The following is a 13,604-nucleotide window of genomic DNA, read 5'->3' as shown; positions in this document are numbered from 1 at the left end:
GGCTTTGCGGCAAGGTGTCCGGCACCGCCGTGCTGGACCACACCGTCAGGGGGACCCGTGGCAGCGTCGCAGACCGCCGACCAACCGGCCGATCAACCGGCCGATCAATCGGCAGCACAACCCGACAGAGCCGCTGAGGAGTTGCGGTTCAGGCCGCCCACGCCGGTGGCCCTGGAGACGATCACCACCCGGGCCATGGCCCGCCGCCTGCCGCAACTGGTGCGCCGCTCACTGGGGTTGGCCTGGCGGGTGGACCGCAAGGCGGTCGTGACGCTGCTGCTGTGCCAGGCGCTCGCGGGGTTCTTCGAGGCGTTCGGGCTGCTGGCGACCACCGGCACCATCACGGCGCTCATCTCCTCCGGGCACATCGGCGAGCGGCTGCGGGAGGCGCTGCCGTCGATCGCGGTGCTGGCCGGGGCGGCGGGGTTGCGGGCGCTGCTGGGGATCGCGGTGTCGAACGTCTCCAGCAGGCTGTCGCCGCGGATCTCGCGGGAGGCCGAGACCCAGATGCTGGACGCGGCGATCAACGCGGAGCTGGCGGCGTACGACAATCCCGGGTTCAACGACAAGTGGGACGCGGCGGACCGGGGCGCGGAGGTCGCGCAGGATCTGATCGTCGAGTCGCAGCAGCTGATGGCGTGTCTGTCCTCGCTGGTCGCGGCGGCCGGGGTGGTGACCGTGCTGCATCCGGCCCTGCTGCCGCTGTTGCTGCTGGCCGCGCTGCCGCAGGGGATCGCGGGGATGAAGGGCGCGCGGGTGCAATACGAGACGAGCCGGGCGATGAGCGCGGACCGGCGCACGCTCGGGCTGCTGCGCTGGTACATGGTGGACAAGGACATCGCCGATCAGCTGCGCTCGGGCACCATGGCGTCGTTCCTCCTGGAGCGGTACCGGGCGATCGGCGCGCGGGTGGACGCCGCGACGGACAAGGCGGTGCACCGGGGCGCCCGGTACGCGGTGGCGGGGGCGCTGGCCGGGGGTTTCGCGTCGGGGCTGGTGTGGGCGTCGCTGGCGCTGCTGCTGGGGTCCGGGCGGATGTCGGTGGCCTCGGCGGGGACGGCGGTATTCGCGCTGCGGACGGTGGGCTCGTCGTTGCAGGGGATGGTCGGGTACGGGACGCGGCTGTTCCGTACGGGGCTGTACCTGGACGACTGGGCGGAGTTCATCGAGGAGGCGGGCGGGCACCGGATGCGGCGCGGCAGCCGGGTGCCGGACGTACCGCGGGTGATCCGCGCCGAGGGGCTGACGTACGCCTACCCGGAGTCCGAGGCTCCGGCGCTGGCCGAGGTGAGCCTGGAGGTGCGGCGCGGCGAAGTGCTGGCGCTGGTCGGGGAGAACGGCTCCGGCAAGACCACCCTGAGCAAGCTGCTGACGGGGCTGTATCTGCCCAGCGGGGGCGCGGTGACCTGGGACGGTACGAGCACCGCAGAGCTGGACCCGCAGGCGATGTGGCGGCACACCGCGGTCGTGCCGCAGGACTACGCCCACTGGCCGCTGTCCGCGCGCGACAACATCACCCTCGGGCAGCCGCACGGCGGGGACGAGGCGGTCCGGTCGGCGGCGGTCCACTCCGGGGCGCATGAGGTGGTCGACGGGCTGCGCAGCGGGCTGGACACGCTGCTGGCCCGGCAGTGGTGGGGCGGGGTGGAGCTGTCCGGCGGGCAGTGGCAGCGGATCGCGCTGGCCCGCGCGTTCCACCGGCCCGCCGGGCTGCTGGTGATGGACGAGCCCACCAGCGCCCTGGACGCGCGCGCCGAGCACCGGATCTTCGCCGGGCTGCGGCGGATGGCGCGGGACCGCGCGGTCGTCCTGGTCACGCACCGGCTGGCGAACGTGGCGGTGGCCGACCGCATCGTGGTGCTGGACCGCGGGCGGGTGATCCAGCAGGGCACGTTCGAGGAGCTGACCCGATCGCCGGGCCTGTTCCGGGAGTTGTGGGAGCTGCAGAACGACCGCGGGGTGCCCGCCCCTCGCGGCGAAACGCCCTGAGCGCCGCCGCCTATGCCGCGCGGGCGCGGGAGGCGGCGATCTCGGCGTACGCCCGCTCGCGGCCCTCCCAGTGGGATCCCTCGACGGACTTGCCGGGTTCGAGGTCCTTGTAGACGTCGAAGAAGTGGGTGATCTCCATACGGTCGAACTCGGGCACGTCGTCGATGTCCTGGACGTCCACGTAGCGCGGGTCGTGGGCGGGCACGCACAGGATCTTCTCGTCCGGCCCCTTCTCGTCGCGCATGCAGTACATCCCTATGGCCCGGCAGAGGATCACACAGCCGGGGAAGGTGGGCTCGCCGACGGTGACCAGAGCGTCGAGCGGGTCACCGTCGCGACCGAGGGTGTGGTCGATGTAGCCATAGTCGGCCGGGTATTTGGTGGCGGTGAACAGCATCCGGTCCAGCCGGATCCGGCCGGCCTCATGGTCCATCTCGTACTTGTTGCGGGACCCCTCGGGGATCTCCACGACGACATCGAATTCGGCGGCGGACTCCATCGCGACCTCCGGTCACCGGTGGGCGTGCTTCCAGTGTGCGCCGTGCGCGCCGCTTACGCACCGCGTACGAGGGCGCCGATCTCGGCCTCGAAGAGCGCTGCCGGATCGAAGCCCATCCCGCTGAACTGGCCCTGCACTTCAAGGCTGATCACCCCATGCAACCGGGTCCAGGTGGCCAGGGCGCGGCTCTTCAGCTCGCCGTCCGGCTCCGGTCCCGGGGCCCAGGGGGGGACGCCCTCCAGCTGCCGCGCCAGCTCGGCTTCGAGGGGGGTCGGCTCGGCGGCGCGGTCCAGGGCGGCGCAGGCGTCGAGGATGGTGCGCATCAGGGTGCCCGCGCTCTCGGTGGTCTCGGGGGGCGCCTGGTAACCGGGCACCGGGGTGCCGTAGATGAGCAGATAGCGGTCGGGCTGCCGCTTCGCCCAGTCGCGCAGGGCGTGGGCGAGGGCGCGGAAGCGGTCGGCGGGGGCCGCGCCGTCGGCGGCTTCGGCGGCCGCGACGGCCACCGCGGCCAGTTCGCGGTAGGCGTCGGTGATCAGCTCGGTCAGCAGCTCGTCCCGGCCCGCGAAGTAGCGGTAGAGCGCGGGGCCGGTCATGCCCATCGCCTTCGCGATCGCGTTCACCGAGATGCCCGCCGTGCCCGACTCGGCGAGCTGGGTCAGGGCCACGGCCTTGGCCTCCTCCCGGGTCTGCTGCCGGTAGCGCTCTCGCCGTGCTGTGGCCATGGGCGCCCTTCCCTTCTCGTAGCGGACCTCGTACGGACCTCGTGCGGGCCGGAAAAACGGGGCTTGACACATCGAGGGTAACAGGTTCATTGTTTCGTTAGAAGTTCTCACAGTCGATAGAAGTCGCCCCGCCACCACGACGCGGTGCGGGCGCTGGGCGCCACCCCCGTCGACTACCGCGACCCGGATCTGGCCGCGCGGGTGCGCGCGCTGGCGCCCGGCGGGGTGGACGCGGTGTTCGACCACGTCGGGGGCGAGGGCATCGTGGAGTCGTTCCGGCTGCTGGCCCGTGGCGGCACGCTCGTCTCGTACGGCACGGCGGCCACCCGGGACGTGCCGGGTTCGTCCCGGGCGCCGGTCCTGAAGCTGCTCGCCCGGCTCGCGGTGTGGAATCTGCTGCCCAACGGCCTGAAGGCCCACTTCTACAACCTGTGGGCGGGCAGGCGGCGGCGCGCCGCCCACCAGGCGCGGACGCGCGAGGATCTGGGCCAGGTGTTCGCGTTGCTGGCGAGCGGTGAGTTCACCGCCCAGGTGGCCGCGCGCGTCCCGCTCGCCGAGGCCGCGCGGGCGATGCGGCTGGCGGAGTCCGGCACGGTCACCGGCAAGGTCGTCCTCGTGACCGGCGAGACCTCATGAGTACCGGGCTCCGGGCCCTCCTCGCCGTGATAATTTTCGTATACGAGTGGTATGCGAGGAGGCATGGGCCCAGTGCAGTCCGGACGAGAAAAGGCGTACGCGTTCCTCAAGGAGACCGTGCTGACCGATCCCGACATGCAGGGCAGGTTCCTCACCGAGCAGGAGATCGCCGACCGGATCGGCATCTCCCGGACCCCCATCCGCGAGGCCCTGCTGCTGCTCGCGGCCGAGGATCTGGTGCAGTTGGTGCCCAAGCGGGGGGCGCACATCGCGCCGCTGTCCGGCCGGGAGATCACCGAGCTGATGGAGTTGCGCGGGATCGTCGAGCGCCATGCCGCGGAGACGGCCATCGAGCAGCGGAAGGTGCCGGTCGAGAAGCTGACGGAGCTGCTGGAGCGGCAGCGCGGGCTCAGCGGGCCCGAGCACGCCAAGGAGTTCATCGCCGTGGACCATCTCTTCCACGCGACCATGGTCGCCGCGGTGGGCAACGAACTCCTCAACCGGCACTACGACGGGCTGCGCAGCCGCCAGATCCGGGCCGGGGTGGTGGCGTTGTACAACCGGATCGGCCGCCAGGAGGCGGTGCTCGCCGAGCACCAGGCGATCCTGGACGCGGTGGCCTCCGGAGACCCGGAGGCGGCGCGCACCGCGATCAGCGGGCATCTGGAGTCGACGCTCAAGGTGCTGCTCGCGGGGTGAGCGGCTCCCCGGGACCGCACCGGTCCCGGGACGCCACATCAGGCTCCGGCCGGAGCCTCCGGACCGGCCGCCGAATCGGCCGCCGAATCGGCCGCCAAGTCGGCCTCCGGATAAGTGATCACCAGCATCGTCACCCCGTCGTCGGAGATCCACGGGCCGTGGGGCATGCCCGGCGGGCGGCACGCGTAGTCCCCCTGCGAAAAGGTCCGCCCCAGCGTCAGGTCGCGCATGCCGCCCTCGATCAGATAGACCTCCTCCCAGAAGTCATGACGGACGACTCCGGACCCCGAGGTGTCCGTGCCCGGCTCCCACCGGACGAGCGCCGTGCGGCGCGCACCGCTCCCGTCCGCGGCGAGGGTCTGCTCCCGGACCCCCGGGGCCGCCCCCTCGGGCACCTGCCAGGCGCCCGAGGGACGGTGGAATTCCAGCTCGGGCTTGGCGCGCCCGCTCATGCGCGAGTTCCCAGCTTGCGGTTGGCCAGGACGGACACCGTGCGTCGCACCGCGGCGACCTCCTCGGTGGCCACGTCCGCCACCAGCAGGCCGGGCGCCGCCTCCAGCCGCTCGCGCACCGTGCCGTCGGGGCCGACCAGGGTGCTGTACCCGATACCGGTGGGGGCGCTGGTCGAGGGGGCTTCGGCACCGCTCGCCGCCGGGTCGGCCTGCCCCACGGCGGCCAGCCACACGGTGGCGTCCAGCGCCCGCGCCCGGGTCAGCAGCTCCCACTGCTCACGCTTGCCGGGGCCCGCGCCCCAGGAGGCCGGAAGCAGCGACAGCACCGCGCCCGCGTCGGCGTGCGCCCGGAACAGCTCCGGGAAGCGCACGTCGTAGCAGGTGGCGAGGCCGATCCGGACACCGTCCAGCTCGAAGGTCACCACCTCCGAGCCGGGGGCCACGGTCTTGGACTCCGCGAAGCCGAAGGCGTCATACAGATGGATCTTGTCGTAGGAGGCCTCGACACCGGAGCCGGTGACCAGCAGGGTGTTGGTGACCCGCCCGTCCGGGGCCGGGGTGAACATGCCCGCCACGACCACCAGCCCGGCGTCCCGCGCGATCCGCCGGACCTCGGTGACCCAGGGGCCGTCCAGCGGTTCGGCGATCGGTCCCAGCCGGGTGCCGAAGCACGCCATGGCGGCTTCCGGGAAGACCACGATCCGGGCGCCGTCCGCCGCCGCGCGCAGGGCCTGCTCGCGCAGGGTGACGAGGTTCGCCTTCGGGTCCGGGCCGGTGGTGATCTGGCTCAGTGCGATGCGCATGGGGTGTGTACTGCCTTCCCTGGTTGGCGCGGTGGGTGACCTGGCGATGATGCCCCGGGCGGGGCGGGACCACCCGTTCCGGGGGTGGTGCGTCAGCCGATCGCGGCGGACGAGTGGGGCGATGCGGCCACGCCGTCCGGCTCCTCGTCCTCGGCGGGCGCCGCGTCCCGGCCCAGCCACAGCCCGGCGACCGTGGCCACCGCCGTGAGCGCGATGTAGAGCGCCAGCGGCAGCCAGGCGCGATACGTCCCCAGCAGCGTCGTGAACAGCAGCGGCGCGACCGCCCCGCCGACGACTCCGGCGAGGGTGTACGCGAGAGAGGAGCCCGTGTAGCGCAGCCGCGGCGAGAACTGCTCGGCGATGAAGGCCGCCTGCGGCCCGTACATCAGCGAATGGATCACCAGCGCCACGATCACGCCCAGCGTGAGCAGCGCCCAGCTCCCGCCCGCGACCAGCGGGAAGAAGACGAAGGGCCAGACGCCCGCGGCGACGGCGGAGACACCGTACAGCCACCGCCGGTTGACGCGGTCCGACAGTGCCCCGGCCAGCGGGATCAGGAAGATCTGGAGGGAGGAGCCGATGAGGACGGCGGTCAGCGCGGAGCCGCGCGACATGCCCAGCTCCCCGGTGGCGTAGGTGAGCACGAAGACGGTGAACATCGCGTACAGCACATCGGGGGCGATGCGGCAGAGGATCGCGGCGGTCAGCGCCCGGGGCTGGGAGGTGAACACCTCGCGCACCGGCGCCTCGGAGCGGTCCTGCGCGGCCTCCATGGCCCGGAAGACCGGGGTCTCCTCCAGCTTGGCGCGGACCCACAGCCCGAACACCACCAGCACACCGGAGAGGAGGAACGCCACCCGCCAGCCCCAGGACAGGAACTGGTCCTCCGTCAGCGTGGCGCCCAGCCCCGCGAGCACACCGTTGGCGAGCAGATTGCCCGCCGGCGGACCGACCTGCGCGGCCGAGGCGTAGAAGCCGCGCCGCCGTGGATCGCCGTACTCGCTGGACAGCAGCACCGCGCCGCCCCACTCGCCGCCCACGCCGACGCCCTGGGCGAAGCGCAGCAGCACCAGGGCGGCGGGGGCCGCGACGCCGACCGTGGCGTAGGTGGGCAGCAGCCCGATCAGCAGAGTCGCGGCGCCGATGAGCACCAGCGTCGCGATGAGCACCTTCTTGCGGCCGATCACGTCTCCGAGCCGGCCGAAGACGAACCCGCCCAGCGGGCGGGAGACATAGCCGACGGCGTAGGTGGAGAACGCCAGGAGGGTGCCGGTGAACGGGTCCTTGGAGGGGAAGAAGAGGTCGCCGAAGACCAGCGCCGCGGCGGCGGAGTAGACGGCGAAGTCGTACCACTCCAGCGCGGTTCCGGTCAGGCTGGCGACGAAGGCGCGGCGGACCGCGGATCCGTCCGCCCGCGGCTCTGGTGCGCTCGTGGAGGTGCGCTGCATGGTCCGTCCTCTGGGTGGTGCGGGGGTGGGTGCGTGATCGGTGGATGGGTGGCGATGGATCCGTGCGGGGTGGTTGCGCGATGCACGGCTTCCGGCATACTTGTTGTATACCAAGCGTATGCGCAACCCCCTTGAGGGAAGTTCCTCGCGATCTGGAGATCCCGCCCCATGACGACGCAGCCCCCGCAGTCCCCCCGCCCCGCCCTGACCTTCGCACTCCCCGACGGCTCCACCCGGCAGGTGGAGGTCGTCCAGGTGCTCAACGCGGGCTACGCCGGGCGCAGCCAGGAGGATGTGGCCGCCCATGTGGCCGAACTCGCCGAGCTGGGCGTCCCCGCCCCCAGCGTGACGCCCGCTCTCTACCCCGTCGCGCCCTACCTCGCCCAGCAGACCGGCCGGGTCAGCGTCCAGCACGGCCGCACCTCGGGCGAGGCGGAGTGGGCGCTGATCGTGGCCGAGGACGGGGAGCTGCTGCTCACCGCCGCCTGCGACCACACCGACCGGGAGCTCGAGGTCCACGGCGTGGCCTGGAGCAAGAACGCGGGCCCCGATGTGCTCGCCGCCCGCGCCTGGCGCCTGGCGGACGTCTCCGCGCGGCTGGACGAGCTGACCCTGCGGGCCTGGGTCACCCATGACGGCGAGGAGACCGAGCTGCAGAGCGGCACCCTGGCCGAGCTGCTCCCGCCCGCCTACTGGGTCGAGGTGCTGCGCGAGCGCGGCGGTCTGGTGCCGGGCACGGTGCTGATCTCCGGGACGATCCCGATGACGGAGGGTGTCGACCAATTCGCCGACCGCTGGCGGGTGGAGCTGGGCGATCCGGCCACCGGCGACATCATCGAATGCTCCTACGACGTGGTCCCGATGCCGGAGCCGATCGGCTGACGCCCCACACCTCAAGGCCGCCGGCCGCACCCCCCGCGAAGGGGAGTGCGGCCGGCGACCCTGTCCGTCGTGACGCGTGGCGTCCGATTCCGTGTCGTTCAGTTCTCGGTCAGGTCTCCCGTCCCTTCCGCATCACCACGCCTGCGGCGATCAGGCCGAACAGACAGGTGAGGGCGCCGACGAGCACGTTGTTCCAGATCATTCCGGCGTCCGGCCCCCTGGCAACGACCCAGGGGGAAATGATCATCCATACACCGATCGCGGACATGGCCCAGCAGAGGCTGTACATCCTCCTCGGCGCCGATGTGAGGCCGATGCCCAGCAGGGCGATGGCCAGGCCGAGGATGAGGTTGTTGACCATGAGGTTGGGGCTGGTGCTCGAGAAGTGCACCACCCAGGGGGAGATGGCGAAGTACAGACCGGTGAGCAGCACCGGCCCGTCGAGGAACACAACGTCCCGCGCATCCATCATGCGAGCGAAGCGCTCACGCATCTCGGACACGTCGGGGTGGCCCTTGAGATCACCTCGGGTACGTGAGACGTCGGCCATACGACTCGCCTCCTTCGTTCCATGCAAGTCTGACCGCGCAGTGCGGCAATATCACCGCACCACCATTGTGCGCCTCGCCTTGCTTTATAGGTAGATGTCTGTTTGAGGACGCTGTCCACCGGTCCGCCACGAATCCGCAGGGGCGGACAAGGCCGCCGGCTCGATGTGCCCCGGCCCGTTCTTCTGCTTCAATAGGGGCATGGTCAGCCTCATCAACGCCGCGACGGGTCGTCTCGACCTCGAGCCGTTCTGGCCGTCCCGGCAGGCGCACCACTTCGACCGCGAGTGTTGCCGCGCATCCGTTGCGCGGGCCCGCTCGCTCGGCTGCTGACGCCGCCCACCCGGCCGCTCAGCCTGCCGTCCGGCTCCGGGGCATCGTTCTCCCCGGCCCGGTTCCCCGGCCCAGTCCGCGCGCATGACGTCCACCGACGCCCCTCGAGCGCGAAAGAGCCGTCTCCCATGACGAACATGACGAACGTCCGTACCCTCTCCGCCTCCCCGGCCACCGCCCCCGCGGCCACCGTCACGGCCACCGCCGTGCCAGGGCGGGCCCCGCTCACCGCCCGCCAGCGGCTACGAGCCGTCGCCCGGGACGAGGTGCCCCCGGTCGACGACTTGCTGCACCCCGGCGCCACCTGGCTGCCCGCTCCCCCGCACACCGTCCCCGCCCTCCCCGGGCAGCCGCCGATGATCGGCTATCTGGTGCTGGTCCCGGCCGACCGGCGGGAACCCCAGACCCCCGCGGACACCACGCCCGCCGCCCCCGCCCCGCTCACCCTCGACGACGGGCCGGTGAGCATCGACCCCGAGCAGCGGACCGTGCGGGTCGCGGGGCGTCCGCTCGACCTCACCTATCTGGAGTTCGAGCTGCTGGCCCATCTCGTCGCCCATCCGCACCGCGTGCACACCCGCGATCAGCTGGTGACGACGGTGTGGGGGTACGGACACGTCGGCGACGGCCGGACCGTGGACGTCCATGTGGCCCGGCTCCGCCGCAAGTTGGGCGCGGAGCACCGGGCCTCGATCGTGACGGTGCGGCGCGTGGGCTACAAGTACGTCCCGACCGCGTAGCACGCGGCGAAGAGCGCCGTACGGGCCAGTGCTCGGCCCGTACGGCGCTCCCCGCGATCGGCGGTCAGCGTTCGGCGCCCACCAGCGGGCGGGACTCCTCGGCGGCCGGAGTGTCGCCGTGGCTGACGTTCGGCAGCCACCGCAGCGCGCGCGGCAGGTACCAGGTGCGCTCGCCGAGCAGCGCCATCAGCGAGGGCAGCAGCAACATCCGTACGAGGGTGGCGTCCACCAGCACCGCGACCGCGAGCCCGACGCCCATCTGCTGCATGTCCTGCATTCGCAGCAGCGCCAGGACCGCGAACACCGCGACCATGATGGTGGCCGCCCCGGTGACCGAGCCCGCCGTCGTGCGGATGCCCTCGCGGATCGCGTCCCGCGTGGTCAGGCCCCGCTCGTGCGCCTCACGGATCCGCGAGACCACGAAGACGTGGTAGTCCATCGACAGCCCGAAGAGGATGACGAGGACGAACAGCGGCATCCACGACTCGATCGCCCCGGCCGGTTCCATGCCCATCAGTTCCGCGCCCCAGCCGTGCTGGAAGACGGCGGTCATGGTGCCGTACGCGGCGCCCACCGACAGCAGGTTGAGCAGGATCGACACGATCGCGATCGGCAGCGAGCGGAAGCACACCAGCATGAGCAGGAAGGTGACCGCGGCGATGAAGAGGAAGACCGGTGCGATGTCGCTCTTCAGCTGGTCGGTGAAGTCGATGTTCGAGGCGAGTTCACCGCCCACGTACGCCTTGTCGGAGACCGGGCCGAGGACGTCCGGCACCAGGTCCTCGCGCAGGGTCTTCAGCGCCCGCCGCGACTCCGCGTTCTCGCCGTTGCCCGCGAGCGGCACCTCGATACGGGCCACGCCCTGCCGGGGGTGCAGATCGACCTCGACGGCCTTGCCGAACCGGCCGGAGTCGGCCAGCTGCTTCTTGAAGTCGGTGACGGCCGCGCCGAAGCGGGGCGAGGAGATGTCGTCGGCCCGCAGCACGACCCGGGCCGGGGCCGGGCCGCCCGGGAACGCGCCGGTGATCTCCTTGTACGCCACCGTCAGCGGGGCGTCCGAGCCGAACTGCTTCTCCATGCCGAGCTGTTCGGTCTTCATCCCGAGCGCGGGGGCGCACAGCACCAGCAGCAGGGCGGCCGAGATGGCGGCGAACAGCTTCGGCCGGGCCAGCACCGGCTTCATGAGGGTGCCGGAGATCCCGCCGCTCGCCTGGACGCCCTGCTTCCGGCGGCGATTGAGCAGCGGCACCCGTCCCTTGTCGACCCGGTCGCCGAGCCAGGACAGCGTGGCGGGCAGGACCGTCACCGACCCCAGCATCGCCATCAGGACGACCAGCAGGGTGGCGACCGCGAAGCCCTGGAAGAGCATCAGCCCGGACAGGAACATGCCCGACATCGCCAGCATGACCGTGATCCCCGAGACCAGTACCGCCCGGCCGCTGGTCTCCGCGGCGATGCGCAGCGCGGTCTGCGGGTCCCGGCCCGCGGCCCGCTCGTCCCGCTCGCGCCGCAGGTAGAACAGGCAGTAGTCGACGCCGACGGCCAGCCCGACCAGGAACATCACGGAGTTGGTGGAGTCGTACAGCGGCAGCTTGTGGCTGACCAGGGCCAGCAGTCCGAAGGTGCCGATGCAGGCGGTCACCCCGAGCAGCACCGGCAGCAGGGCCGCGACCAGCGCCCCGAAGACCACCAGCAGGATGCCCAGCGCCAGCGGCACGGCCGTGAACTCGGCCTTCTTGAAGTCGTCCTTCAGCATCCCGTCCAGCTCGTGCTGGGCGGTGGCGTCGCCGAACTCATGGACGGTGATCCCCTGGTGCGCGGACCCGGTCGCCGCCACCGCGTCCAGGACGGGCTTCACCCGCTCCCCAGCGGTGTCCGGATCGCCCTTCATCTGGAAGGTGACCAGCCCCTCACGGCCACTGGCCGAGCGCAGCGGCGGCTGGACGCGCGCGGTCTCGCCGGTCTTCTCCAGCCGGCCGGCGAGGTCGCCGGCCGCGGCCCGCCAGCCGTCCGGGTCCGCGCTGCGCAGCATCACCATCTCGCCGGCCGGGGTGGTGAGCCCGGCGTCCTCGAGGATCTTCTGGGCGCGTGCGGAGTCGCCCGCGCCGTTCTCGGAATTGGTCATCTGCCGGGATCCGGACATGCCGCCGACGACTGCGACGACGACCACGAACAGCAGCCATCCGATGATCGCGGACTTGCGGTGACGGGTGCTCCACCCGCCGAGCCGCACGGCCAGGCCTCGCCTCGTTGTGCTCATGGCGTCTCTCCCACTGGGGATGCGTACTGGATACGGACCGGATCGGTCATGTCATCGACGCTAGAAAAAGGCGCGCTCCCGCCCCAGCCGGTCAACACCCGAATCCCCGAGGCATAGGGCGAGGCCCGGGGGTGGTGTTAGGTGTACCCCCCGAACGGGGCGCGGCCCCCGTGACCGATCATGCGGCGTCCAGCAGACTTGAGCCATCGAAGAAGCAGGAAGCCGCACAGCTGAAGAACCCTGGAGGGCGTGCGATGAAGGTCCGCGACAGACTGTTGGCCTGTTTACGGGGGCTCGCCCTGACGTTCGTCACGATCGCGGGATCGATCATCCTGTTCGTGCTGACGGTGCTGTCCCTCGTCTTCATGCTGCTGGGCGTGGGTGTCCTCACCACCCCGGCGATGATCGACCTGGTGCGCAAGCACGCCAATCAGCGGCGGCTGCTGGCCGCCCAGTGGTCCGGGGTCCAGATCCGGCTGCCCTACCGGCCGCTGCCCGCCGACCGGCGTTCCGGTCTGACCGGGCAGGTGGAGCTGTGCACCCATCTGCTGAAGGACCCGGCGACCTGGCGGGACCTGCTGTGGCTGCTGGTCGACATGACGGCGGGCTGCGTCATCGCCATGCTCGCCTGCGTCTTCCTGCCGTACGGGGTCGAGGGGTGGGTGCTGGCCGCCGGGGTCTGGGAGCCGATCGTCGACGCGGGCGGCACGTACTGGTACGCGTTCGTCCCCGTGAAGTCGCAGACGACCGCCAACCTCGCCGCCCTGACCGGCGTGGGCTTCGCCCTCCTCGGGCTGTTCGCCTCGCCCGTGCTGCTGCGCGCCCACTTCCTGCTGGCCCGCGCCTTCCTCGCGCCCACCCCGCAGATGGCCCTCGCCGAGCGCGTCGAGCGGCTCACCGAGACCCGGCACGACGCCGTGGACACCTCGGCCGCCGAGCTGCGCCGCATCGAGCGCGATCTGCACGACGGCGCGCAGGCCCGGCTCGTGGCCATGGGCATGAGCCTGGGCACCATCGAGGCGCTGATCGAGAAGGACCCGGCCAAGGCCAGGGAACTCCTCGCCGCGGCCCGCACCAACTCCGCCGAGGCCCTGGCCGAGCTGCGCGACCTGGTCCGCGGCATCCACCCGCCGGTGCTGGCCGAACGCGGCCTGGGCGACGCGGTGCGCGCCCTCGCCCTGCGGATGACCATCCCGGTGGAGACCGAGGTGGAGCTGTCGGGCCGGTTCGAGGAGCCGGTCGAGGCGGCCGCGTACTTCGCCATCAGCGAGATCCTCACCAACGCGGCCAAGCACTCCGGCGCCGAGCGCATGTGGCTCGACATCCACCACGAGGCCGGAATGCTGCGCATCGCGGTCACCGACAACGGCAACGGCGGCGCCCGCATCGCGCCGGCCGGCGGCCTCAGCGGCGTCGAACGGCGGCTGGGCACCTTCGACGGCGTCCTCGCCGTCAGCAGCCCGCCCGGCGGGCCCACCATGGTGACGATGGAGATCCCCTGCGCCCCGACCGCCCCGCGACCGGCGGTCTGACCCCCGGCGGGAGCGCCGCGGCGGTACATTCGACGCATTCGGCCCGGAGTTCCGTTCCGGG

13 protein-coding genes and 1 pseudogene are annotated in these 13,604 nt (G+C 71.9%); 7 read left to right on the top strand and 7 right to left on the bottom strand.

The genetic code is table 11. The features are described 5' to 3' along the window. The first annotated feature begins 195 nt into the window (after positions 1-195). A complete protein-coding gene (locus tag ABZ562_RS05485) occupies positions 196-1,989 on the top strand; it encodes an ABC transporter ATP-binding protein (protein WP_361474550.1) in 1,794 nt (597 codons plus the stop codon). Positions 1,990-1,999: 10 nt separating this feature from the next. Here ABZ562_RS05485 and ABZ562_RS05480 read toward each other — a convergent pair whose 3' ends face one another. Both ABZ562_RS05480 and ABZ562_RS05475 read right to left on the bottom strand, forming a co-directional pair. Next, the gene (locus tag ABZ562_RS05480) at positions 2,000-2,488 is read right to left on the bottom strand and encodes an inorganic diphosphatase (RefSeq protein WP_361474394.1); all 489 of its coding nucleotides are present in this window, start codon (positions 2,486-2,488) and stop codon (positions 2,000-2,002) included. A gap of 53 nt (positions 2,489-2,541) precedes the next feature. Then, a complete protein-coding gene (locus ABZ562_RS05475) occupies positions 2,542-3,210 on the bottom strand; it encodes a TetR/AcrR family transcriptional regulator (protein ID WP_361474391.1) in 669 nt (222 codons plus the stop codon). Between the two features lie 123 nt (positions 3,211-3,333). Between ABZ562_RS05475 and ABZ562_RS05470 the strand changes: the two are divergent. Together ABZ562_RS05470 and ABZ562_RS05465 are read left to right on the top strand one after the other, a co-directional pair. After that, positions 3,334-3,846: pseudogene (locus ABZ562_RS05470) on the top strand (zinc-binding dehydrogenase); the annotation flags it as partial. A gap of 72 nt (positions 3,847-3,918) precedes the next feature. Next, positions 3,919-4,545, top strand: coding sequence for a GntR family transcriptional regulator (locus ABZ562_RS05465; RefSeq protein WP_055550963.1), 627 nt, complete (start codon positions 3,919-3,921; stop codon positions 4,543-4,545). Positions 4,546-4,583: 38 nt separating this feature from the next. Here the strand turns inward: ABZ562_RS05465 and ABZ562_RS05460 are convergent, their stop codons facing one another. The 3 genes from ABZ562_RS05460 to ABZ562_RS05450 form a co-directional block, all read right to left on the bottom strand. Beyond that, on the bottom strand, positions 4,584-4,997 hold the full coding sequence (locus ABZ562_RS05460) for a cupin domain-containing protein (RefSeq protein WP_361474388.1): 414 nt from the start codon (positions 4,995-4,997) through the stop codon (positions 4,584-4,586). After that, entirely contained in the window at positions 4,994-5,800 is an 807-nt protein-coding gene (locus ABZ562_RS05455; RefSeq protein ID WP_361474385.1) for a carbon-nitrogen hydrolase family protein, read from the bottom strand. Before ABZ562_RS05455 ends, ABZ562_RS05460 begins: the two co-directional genes overlap by 4 nt. Positions 5,801-5,892: 92 nt before the next feature. Continuing rightward, on the bottom strand, positions 5,893-7,248 hold the full coding sequence (locus ABZ562_RS05450; RefSeq protein ID WP_361474382.1) for an MFS transporter: 1,356 nt from the start codon (positions 7,246-7,248) through the stop codon (positions 5,893-5,895). A gap of 168 nt (positions 7,249-7,416) precedes the next feature. Between ABZ562_RS05450 and ABZ562_RS05445 the strand changes: the two genes are divergently transcribed. Next, positions 7,417-8,130, top strand: a complete 714-nt coding sequence (locus tag ABZ562_RS05445) for a DUF2848 domain-containing protein (protein WP_361474379.1) — start codon at positions 7,417-7,419, stop codon at positions 8,128-8,130. 109 nt (positions 8,131-8,239) lie between these two features. On the opposite strand, the gene ABZ562_RS05440 is transcribed toward ABZ562_RS05445, so the two are convergent. Then, on the bottom strand, positions 8,240-8,680 hold the full coding sequence (locus tag ABZ562_RS05440; protein WP_361474376.1) for an SPW repeat protein: 441 nt from the start codon (positions 8,678-8,680) through the stop codon (positions 8,240-8,242). 199 nt (positions 8,681-8,879) lie between these two features. Here ABZ562_RS05440 and ABZ562_RS05435 point away from each other — a divergent pair, with 199 nt between their 5' ends. After that, positions 8,880-9,011: a hypothetical protein gene (locus ABZ562_RS05435; RefSeq protein ID WP_257231808.1), complete on the top strand. Its 132-nt coding sequence runs from the start codon at positions 8,880-8,882 to the stop codon at positions 9,009-9,011. Positions 9,012-9,148: 137 nt separating this feature from the next. Continuing rightward, entirely contained in the window at positions 9,149-9,751 is a 603-nt protein-coding gene (locus ABZ562_RS05430; protein WP_361474547.1) for a winged helix-turn-helix domain-containing protein, read from the top strand. 64 nt (positions 9,752-9,815) lie between these two features. On the opposite strand, the gene ABZ562_RS05425 is transcribed toward ABZ562_RS05430, so the two are convergent. Further along, positions 9,816-12,011: an MMPL family transporter gene (locus ABZ562_RS05425; RefSeq protein WP_361474372.1), complete on the bottom strand. Its 2,196-nt coding sequence runs from the start codon at positions 12,009-12,011 to the stop codon at positions 9,816-9,818. A gap of 254 nt (positions 12,012-12,265) precedes the next feature. Between ABZ562_RS05425 and ABZ562_RS05420 the strand changes: the two genes are divergently transcribed. Then, positions 12,266-13,543, top strand: a complete 1,278-nt coding sequence (locus ABZ562_RS05420; RefSeq protein ID WP_361474369.1) for a sensor domain-containing protein — start codon at positions 12,266-12,268, stop codon at positions 13,541-13,543. The last annotated feature ends 61 nt before the right edge of the window (positions 13,544-13,604 follow it).

This window comes from Streptomyces sp. NPDC019937 (assembly GCF_040631655.1).
Taxonomy (GTDB): Bacteria; Actinomycetota; Actinomycetes; order Streptomycetales; family Streptomycetaceae; genus Streptomyces.
The sequence above is the reverse complement of the archived record's forward strand: the minus strand, read 5'-3'. Positions and strand labels throughout refer to the sequence as shown.

Bases quoted from the DNA above. Each gene is read 5' to 3' on its own strand.
- ABZ562_RS05485 (WP_361474550.1), top strand. From the start codon at position 196: ATGGCCCGCCGCCTGCCGCAACTGGTGCGCCGCTCACTGGGGTTGGCC.
- ABZ562_RS05480 (WP_361474394.1), bottom strand. From the start codon at position 2,488: ATGGAGTCCGCCGCCGAATTCGATGTCGTCGTGGAGATCCCCGAGGGG.
- ABZ562_RS05475 (WP_361474391.1), bottom strand. From the start codon at position 3,210: ATGGCCACAGCACGGCGAGAGCGCTACCGGCAGCAGACCCGGGAGGAG.
- ABZ562_RS05460 (WP_361474388.1), bottom strand. From the start codon at position 4,997: ATGAGCGGGCGCGCCAAGCCCGAGCTGGAATTCCACCGTCCCTCGGGC.
- ABZ562_RS05455 (WP_361474385.1), bottom strand. From the start codon at position 5,800: ATGCGCATCGCACTGAGCCAGATCACCACCGGCCCGGACCCGAAGGCG.
- ABZ562_RS05450 (WP_361474382.1), bottom strand. From the start codon at position 7,248: ATGCAGCGCACCTCCACGAGCGCACCAGAGCCGCGGGCGGACGGATCC.
- ABZ562_RS05445 (WP_361474379.1), top strand. From the start codon at position 7,417: ATGACGACGCAGCCCCCGCAGTCCCCCCGCCCCGCCCTGACCTTCGCA.
- ABZ562_RS05440 (WP_361474376.1), bottom strand. From the start codon at position 8,680: ATGGCCGACGTCTCACGTACCCGAGGTGATCTCAAGGGCCACCCCGAC.
- ABZ562_RS05435 (WP_257231808.1), top strand. From the start codon at position 8,880: ATGGTCAGCCTCATCAACGCCGCGACGGGTCGTCTCGACCTCGAGCCG.
- ABZ562_RS05430 (WP_361474547.1), top strand. From the start codon at position 9,149: ATGACGAACGTCCGTACCCTCTCCGCCTCCCCGGCCACCGCCCCCGCG.
- ABZ562_RS05425 (WP_361474372.1), bottom strand. From the start codon at position 12,011: ATGAGCACAACGAGGCGAGGCCTGGCCGTGCGGCTCGGCGGGTGGAGC.
- ABZ562_RS05420 (WP_361474369.1), top strand. From the start codon at position 12,266: ATGAAGGTCCGCGACAGACTGTTGGCCTGTTTACGGGGGCTCGCCCTG.